We start from the raw sequence: 6,831 nt of genomic DNA on the forward strand, positions 1-6,831 counted from the left end.
CTTCTCGCCTTCCCCCCCGCCCGCCACTCGAAGACTCGTGGCGACCTCCCCCACCAGGGGAAAGGTCAAGAACGAGGGCGGCTCTTCAGCCTGACGTGATACGGGACTCCCGCGGCGCGGGCCGCGTCCCCGGCCCCGCGCCGCGGGGGCGCGATACAACGGACGGGGCCGCACTGCCCCAAGCCCCGGGTCTCCATGATCGAGTACAACCGTTACAGTTGGTGGCGCGCCGTGTTCTCGTTCCGGGGGACGGCCCTGCCCCGGGCCGTCGGCCGGGTCGCCATCTTCACGCTCTACACCGCCACCATCCAGACCGCGCTCGAGGTCGGCACGCGCCTCGGGTGGTTCGACGAGCACGCGGCCCTCACCCTCGACCCGGTCGCCCACTCCGTGCTCGGGTCGCTGCTCGGGTTCCTCATCGTGTTCCGCATGAACGGGTCGAACAACCGGTACTGGGAGGGGCGGTCCCACTGGGGGATGCTCATCAACTGCAGCCGGAACCTGGTCCGGGTCGGGTCGGCGCACACCGACACCGGGGCCGAACTCGCGGGGCTCGTCACCGGGTTCGTCATCACCCTGCGGCAGTCGCTCCACGGGTCCCGCGACCTGACCGAGGCCGGGGACTACGTGCCCGCGGAGGTGGTCCGCACGGCCGAGCGGTTCGGGAACCAGCCCACGGCCGTGTCGGCGGCGATCTCCGCGTGGATCGCCCGCGAGTACCGGGCCGGGCGGTTCGGCCCCGAACTCGTGCGGCACATGGAGGACCTGCTCTCGAAGATGGTCGACGCCCAGGGCGGGTGCGAGAAGATCCAGAAGACCCCGCTCCCGTTCGTGTACGCGACCATGATCAAGCAGTTGATCCTCGCGTACCTGCTCACGCTCCCGCTGGTGCTGGCCGAGCGGTGCGGGTGGTGGTCGCCCCTGCTCATGGCCGTGGTCTCGCTCGGCCTGTTCGGGATGGAGGAGGCCAGCGTCGAGACCGAGGACCCGTTCGGCAAGGACGAGAACTGCCTGAACCTGGAGCAGTTCACCCTGACCATCGCCCGCGACGCCGGCCAGCTCGCGGCCGCCGCTTCGCCGCGGTGACCGGCGGGCGGTGCGGGGTACTGGCGTCGCAGAGGTCGCCCCCTCACCCGCTCCTCGGAGACTCTGAGCGGCCCCCCCCGCCAGGGGGCGGGCAGAAGTGCGGCTCATCTCGGTGACGGTGCGGTGCGGCTCGCGCCCGGCCCCGGTCGGGGCGGTTGGGCCGGTCGGCGACTTCGGAACCCCAGTACCCATCGCATCCGGCCCGGCGTCGCCGTCGGGGGGTGGCGGGTTCTTGAGCTTGTGGCGCGTGAGCATGTCGGCGTGGGCCCGTGCGAAGCCGCGGTCGAAGTCGGGGAGGCACGCGGCCTCGATCTTGTCGTGCCGGGCGCGCTCCTCGGGGGTCATCGCGCACTGGAACAATACCTCCTCGGCGTCCTCGGGCCGCAGCCCTTCGAGGCGCGGGTCCACGCGCGGCGGCCGGTCCTTCACCGGGCGGCGGTGCCGGATTCGCGTCATGCACACCCGCGAGAGCGTCTCGGCGGCGCGGCGCGCGGCCCTCACGTCGTCGCCGCGGAGCCGCTTGCGGAGGAACCGCATGGACTCGGCCGCGGCGTCGGCGATGACCTCGCGCCGCGCCCGTGCGGCCGCGCGTCGGTAGGCCGGGTTGAACCGGCACAGCGCCTTCAACTCGTCGGCGTCCAGGTCGAGAGCGGCGGCGATGGCGGCCCACGTCGAGCCCTCGGCGCGGAGGTCCGCGGCGCGGGACAGCACGGCCTCCACTTCGAGGGTGACGGTGGGCATGACGGCACTCGGGGGAAAGGGTGGATCGGAGGTCGGACCCAAGCCCCAGGGTTTGCACCCAGGAGTCCCAGGGTTTGCACCCTGGGCTACGGACTGCCGCCCCCTTCGGGGGCTCCAATGCTTCAAGTCCCGGAGGGACGACAGTGCGTAGCCCAGGGTGCAAACCCTGGGACTCCTGGGTGCAAACCCTGGGACTCCTGGGTGCAAACCCTGGTACATCTGTACATGCCGAACGATCCGGGCCGGGTCAAACGCGATTTCTCGGTTCCCGCCCATCCCGCGGCCGCGGTTGGCCGCGGGGGGCGCGGACTCATTCAATACTCCGGGTTCCACCACCACCCGGAGCCCGCCGCACATGCGCCTCGCCACGATCCTCACCCCGCACGGCCCCCGGGCCGCTGTTGCCACCGCCGACGGCTACGTCGACCTGCACGCCACCGACCCCGGCCTGCCGACGTGCGTGAAGAACCTCCTCGCCGCCAGCCCCGGCATCCGGAAGATCGCGGCCGAGGCCGCCGCGGGCCCGAACGCGGTGAAGTACGCGGCCAACGCGGTGAAGCTGCTGCCCCCAGTCCCGCACCCGGCGAAGATCCTGTGCATCGGCCTGAACTATCGCGACCACGCGATCGAGGGGAACCGGCCGATCCCGCCGGAGCCGGTGCTGTTCGCCAAGTTCCCGAACACGCTGATCGCGCACGGCGACCCGATCGTGATCCCGAAGGTGTCCGAGAAGGTGGACTACGAGGCCGAGCTGGTGGTCGTGATCGGCAAGAGGGGCCGGCACATCCCGAACGACAAGACGGCGTTCGACTACGTCGGCGGGTACACGGTCGGGCACGACGTGAGCGGCCGCGACTGGCAGTTCCGCGGCGAGGAGAAGCAGTGGATCATCGGCAAGACGTTCGACACGTTCGCGCCGACCGGCCCGGTGCTGGTGACCGCCGACGAGATCCCGGACCCGCACAACCTCCAGGTGCAGTTGCGGGTGAACGGGACGACGCTGCAGAACTCGAACACGAAGGAGTTCATCTTCGGCGTCCCGCACCTGCTGTGGTTCCTGTCGCAGGTCATCACGCTGGAGCCGGGCGACCTGATCTTCACGGGCACGCCCCCGGGCGTGGGCATCGCCCGCAAGCCGCCGGTGCTGCTGAAGCCGGGCGACGTGTGCGAGGTCGAGATCGAGAAGATCGGCGTGCTGAAGAACCCGTGCGTCGCCGAGAGCTGAGCAGCGCCGAGCACTGAGCAGTTCGTTCACCCCGGCGAGCCGGGAGCGTGAGTGATTGGAGAGCCGTTGCTCCGGTCGCTGACGCTCCCGGCTCGCCGGGGTGTTGGGAACCATTTCTTCGCCAGAGGGCGTCTCGATGGCAGCGCTTTCAGACGACGCTCACGAGCACATCCAAGCACTGTGCAAGCAAGGCGACGTACTGGCCAAGAAACGCCTCTACCCGGCTGCGCTGGAGCAATACTGGGCGGCGTGGGATCTGCTTCCGGAACCCCAAACGGACTGGCAAGCTGCGACGTGGATCCTGGCTGCGGTCGGGGACGCGAACTTCCTGAGTGGCGACTTCACCGCGGGTCGCGACAACCTGTCGCTGGCGATGCACTGCCCCGGGGCCATCGGCAACCCGTTCCTGCACCTGCGCCTCGGTCAGTGCCAGTTCGAGTTGGGCGACCTGGACCGGGCGGCGGACGAACTGGCGCGGGCCTACATGGGCGCGGGGCCGGACATCTTCGCCGGTGCCGACAAGTACTTCGCCTTCCTCAAGACACGGCTCCAGCCGCCCCCGGGCGGGTGGTGAGTACCGGTGTGGATTCGGGGGAGCGAAGAGGAGGCGGAAATGACCCGCAAGGAATTCGCACGGGCACTCCGCAAGCAGTTCCGCCGGCGTCGCGGACACCTCAACCCGTTACCCGAGGATGCCGAAGAGCGCCTCGACGCTGTCGAGCACCGGCTCGGGTTCACCCTTCCGGCCGACGTTCGATTCATCTTCACCCACGCGGGCGAGGACTTCATTGCACCTGAGGAGTCGGTCGAGCAGAACGTGAGATTGCGGGACGATCCACAGTGGCCCGAGCGGATGTTGGTCTTCGCGGAAGAGGGGTGTGGCATCTGGCTGTGCATCGATTGCAACCACGAAGCCGCACCCGTGCTGCGGTGGCGCGGCGATTACATCAAGGATGCGGCCGACCCGCCGATCTTCGAGCACGTGTCGCCGTCGTTCCTGGACTGGCTCGCCGGGGAGTGGGAACTGGACGGAGACGTGTCGTGAGTGACGCGGCTCCATCCGCCTCCCAGCTCGTAATCGAACACCTCCCTGCCCACTAAACAGCGGGCAGCAAGGGCACCGGATACGTAGCGATTGCTGCATCGACGGACACGAGCGTCAGCCCGTGCTGGAGCGCCTGTGCGATGAGGAGGCGGTCGAACGGGTCGCGGTGCAGGGGCGGGAGGGTCGCGAGGTGGATCATTGCGCCCTCGTCGATCGGGAGGGCGGCGATGCCGTGGGCGAGGCGCTGGTGCGGGAAGTATTCCGCGGGCGGATCGGGTAGGGACAACTTCCCCAACCCGTGTTTGATGACCGCCTCCCACACCGAGGCGGCACTCAGGTACACCTCGTTCGCGGGGTCTTGAATGGCGGCCCGGAACGCGACCGGCAGTTTCGGGTCGGCGGTGATGTACCAGAGGAAGACGTGGGTGTCGAGGAGCAGTCTCATGACCCCTCGAACTCCCGCAAGACGTCGTCGGGGAGCGGGGCGTCGAAGTCGTCCGGGACGCGGAACGCGCCGGCGGCCAGGCCGAACGGGCGCGGGCCGCTGGCGGGCGCGGGAAGCGGCAGGAGTTCGGCCACGGGGCGGCCACCGCGGGAGAGGACCAGCCGCTCGCCCGCCTCGACGCGGGCGAGGAGGCCGGCGGGGTCGCGTTCCAGGTCTTGCACGGTGACGGTGCTCATACCCGAATCATAACCCACTTGGCGAGCAACGCGAGCCGCTTCCCGGGCGGGTCACTTCTCGACCACGTCCTCGACGTAGGCGCTCTCGTACTCGAACTTGGTGCCCTCGCCCTGGTGGTTCGGCAGCTCGGCCTTCACCTTCAGGCGGGCGGCGTGGTAGCGGCCCAGGGTCGGGTTGAAGTACACCTCGCCGGTCCACAGCATCGGAACCAGCGGCACCTGCTCGGCCAGCGTCTTCGGGGCGGTCTTCAGCGTCGTCTCCACGCCGATCGACACCAGCCCGTCCTTCACCCCGCCGGTGTACTTCTGCGTGAACTCGTGGCTCTCGCCGGTGCCGAGCGGCGGGTCCAGCTTGAGCGTGAACGCGCGGTCCCACGTCTGCCCGGTCGCCACGGTCACCGACTCGGGGAGCACGAACCGGAACGGCAACTCGGCGTGCAGCCGTGCCGCGGACCCGGCCTTCGACTCCTTCACCTCGATGAGCTTGCCCTGCGCGTCCACCCGCGCGGTCAGGATCGGCGTGTTCAGGAAGCTCGCGAGTTCCTTCGCCTGGTCGGGCACGGCCGAGTCGCGGACGACGCTGGTGCCGTCGGGCTTGCGGAACTCGGTCTTCATGCTGGTGATCGTCATTTCGAGCGTGGCGACGCCCTTGTCGTCCACGCCCTTCACGTCCCACTTCTTGACGAGCGCGAGGGTCGTGCGGGCCTCGGTGGTCACCGGCTTCTCGGTCTTCTCGTCGAGGCTCGTCTCGCGGACGGCGGTCTGCTGCGTCACCTTGTACGTCAGCACCTCGCCGGCCTTCCACTTGAACCGGGCCGGGACCGCGCCCGCGGGAGCGGTGGCGGCGGGTGCGGGCGCCTGTGCGTGCGCCGCGACGGGGGTGAGCGCGAGGGCGGCAATCAGAGCGGAACGGCGGACCATGCGAGAACCTCCGCGACCGGGGGACACCATCGGTCGGGGGGCATACCGCGGGTGCGGGAACTGGGGAAGAGCAATTGCGGTTCGGGGCGAACCCTGAGCGCCAGCGAGGGGGTGACGTTTACCCCCTCGCTGGCGCTCAGGGTTCGCCCGGACACCAAGCTTCGAATTTTCGGCCCGTCACGGCGCGTTCGCGGCGAGGAACTTCGCGAGCGGGTCGGCCATCAGCATGCCGACGGCCGATTCGTGGTCGGCCCCCTCCACCCAGAACAACTCCTTGGGCGGCTGCGCGGCGGCGTAGAGGGTCTCGCTGTGCGAGAACGGGACCACCGTGTCGGCCGTTCCGTGCGCGATGAAGATGGGCCGGGTGCAGCGGGGCAGCTTCGCGAGGTTGTCGAACCGGGTCCGCATGATCGTGTGCGTCGGCAGGAACGGGTAGTGGTGCTTCGCGGCCGCGGGGAGCGAGGTGAACGTGTACAGCAGCACCAGCGCCCGGTGGTCGTGCCGGGTCGCGAGTTCCACCGCCGTGCCGCCGCCGAGCGACTCGCCCATGAGGATGACGCGGTTCGCCGGCACCTGCGCGTCGGTCGTGAGCCACTGGAACGCGGCCTCGCCGGCGGCGTAGCACCCCTCCTCCGACGGGCTCCCGAGGTTCTTGCCGTACCCCGGGTAGTCGAACAGCAGCACCCCGCAGCCGAGGGTGCGGTGCAGCCGGTCGGCGAGTTCCCCGCGGTACGACAGGTTCCCGCCGTTGCCGTTGGCGAGCAGCAGCGCGCCGGCCGATGGGGTCGGGCCGGGGAGCCACCAGGCGTTGATCGTGGTGCCGTCGGCCGACGGGAAGCTCACGTCGCGGGTGCCGGCGGCGACGGGCGGTTCCCAGCCGTCGGCGGCGGCGAGCGGGTGGAACGCGAGCTTGCGTTCGAGGAGCCACATCACGAGGACGATCCCGAGGTAGAAGACGGTCCACCGGAGGACGAACCGGCCGATGCGACGCGGCCACGACCGCCGGGGCGACGCGGGCTGTTCCATAGTACAGGCTCCGGGCCAGAGGTCGGACAGCCAGAGGACGGAAGACAGAAATCGGGCACGGGCACGGGCACGCACGCGGGCACGGACGAAATGCCACGCACCTGGT

8 protein-coding genes are annotated in these 6,831 nt (G+C 69.8%); 4 read left to right on the forward strand and 4 right to left on the reverse strand.

The genetic code is table 11. The features are described 5' to 3' along the window. Window positions 1-195 precede the first annotated feature (195 nt). The 4 genes from ACTIGN_RS33575 to ACTIGN_RS33590 all read left to right on the forward strand — a co-directional run bounded on the left by ACTIGN_RS33575 (window position 196) and on the right by ACTIGN_RS33590 (window position 4,097). Complete coding sequence (locus tag ACTIGN_RS33575) at window positions 196-1,086, forward strand: bestrophin family protein (RefSeq protein WP_439632225.1); 891 nt, start codon at window positions 196-198, stop codon at window positions 1,084-1,086. 1,096 nt (window positions 1,087-2,182) lie between these two features. Beyond that, entirely contained in the window at window positions 2,183-3,052 is an 870-nt protein-coding gene (locus ACTIGN_RS33580) for a fumarylacetoacetate hydrolase family protein (protein WP_439632227.1), read from the forward strand. A 136-nt stretch (window positions 3,053-3,188) separates the two neighbouring features. After that, window positions 3,189-3,626 (forward strand): tetratricopeptide repeat protein, encoded by a 438-nt coding sequence (locus ACTIGN_RS33585; protein ID WP_439632229.1) that lies wholly within the window; start codon window positions 3,189-3,191, stop codon window positions 3,624-3,626. Between the two features lie 39 nt (window positions 3,627-3,665). Further along, on the forward strand, window positions 3,666-4,097 hold the full coding sequence (locus tag ACTIGN_RS33590; RefSeq protein WP_439632231.1) for an SMI1/KNR4 family protein: 432 nt from the start codon (window positions 3,666-3,668) through the stop codon (window positions 4,095-4,097). 52 nt (window positions 4,098-4,149) lie between these two features. Here the strand turns inward: ACTIGN_RS33590 and ACTIGN_RS33595 are convergent, their stop codons facing one another. From ACTIGN_RS33595 to ACTIGN_RS33610, 4 genes are all read right to left on the reverse strand, one after another. Then, a complete protein-coding gene (locus tag ACTIGN_RS33595) occupies window positions 4,150-4,542 on the reverse strand; it encodes a type II toxin-antitoxin system VapC family toxin (protein ID WP_439632233.1) in 393 nt (130 codons plus the stop codon). Beyond that, window positions 4,539-4,778: a type II toxin-antitoxin system Phd/YefM family antitoxin gene (locus ACTIGN_RS33600; RefSeq protein WP_439632235.1), complete on the reverse strand. Its 240-nt coding sequence runs from the start codon at window positions 4,776-4,778 to the stop codon at window positions 4,539-4,541. Before ACTIGN_RS33600 ends, ACTIGN_RS33595 begins: the two co-directional genes overlap by 4 nt. A 51-nt stretch (window positions 4,779-4,829) precedes the next feature. Further along, window positions 4,830-5,699, reverse strand: coding sequence for a hypothetical protein (locus tag ACTIGN_RS33605; RefSeq protein WP_439632237.1), 870 nt, complete (start codon window positions 5,697-5,699; stop codon window positions 4,830-4,832). A 177-nt stretch (window positions 5,700-5,876) separates the two neighbouring features. Next, complete coding sequence (locus tag ACTIGN_RS33610; protein ID WP_439632239.1) at window positions 5,877-6,725, reverse strand: alpha/beta hydrolase; 849 nt, start codon at window positions 6,723-6,725, stop codon at window positions 5,877-5,879. Window positions 6,726-6,831: the final 106 nt, after the last annotated feature.

Origin of the sequence: Gemmata sp., assembly GCF_051859125.1 — a bacterium.
Taxonomy (GTDB): Bacteria; Planctomycetota; Planctomycetia; order Gemmatales; family Gemmataceae; genus Gemmata.

Excerpts from the sequence above, each read along its gene's own strand:
- ACTIGN_RS33590 (WP_439632231.1), top strand. The coding sequence starts at position 3,666 with ATGACCCGCAAGGAATTCGCACGGGCACTCCGCAAGCAGTTCCGCCGG.
- ACTIGN_RS33595 (WP_439632233.1), bottom strand. The coding sequence starts at position 4,542 with ATGAGACTGCTCCTCGACACCCACGTCTTCCTCTGGTACATCACCGCC.
- ACTIGN_RS33610 (WP_439632239.1), bottom strand. The coding sequence starts at position 6,725 with ATGGAACAGCCCGCGTCGCCCCGGCGGTCGTGGCCGCGTCGCATCGGC.
- ACTIGN_RS33600 (WP_439632235.1), bottom strand. The coding sequence starts at position 4,778 with ATGAGCACCGTCACCGTGCAAGACCTGGAACGCGACCCCGCCGGCCTC.
- ACTIGN_RS33605 (WP_439632237.1), bottom strand. The coding sequence starts at position 5,699 with ATGGTCCGCCGTTCCGCTCTGATTGCCGCCCTCGCGCTCACCCCCGTC.
- ACTIGN_RS33575 (WP_439632225.1), top strand. The coding sequence starts at position 196 with ATGATCGAGTACAACCGTTACAGTTGGTGGCGCGCCGTGTTCTCGTTC.
- ACTIGN_RS33585 (WP_439632229.1), top strand. The coding sequence starts at position 3,189 with ATGGCAGCGCTTTCAGACGACGCTCACGAGCACATCCAAGCACTGTGC.
- ACTIGN_RS33580 (WP_439632227.1), top strand. The coding sequence starts at position 2,183 with ATGCGCCTCGCCACGATCCTCACCCCGCACGGCCCCCGGGCCGCTGTT.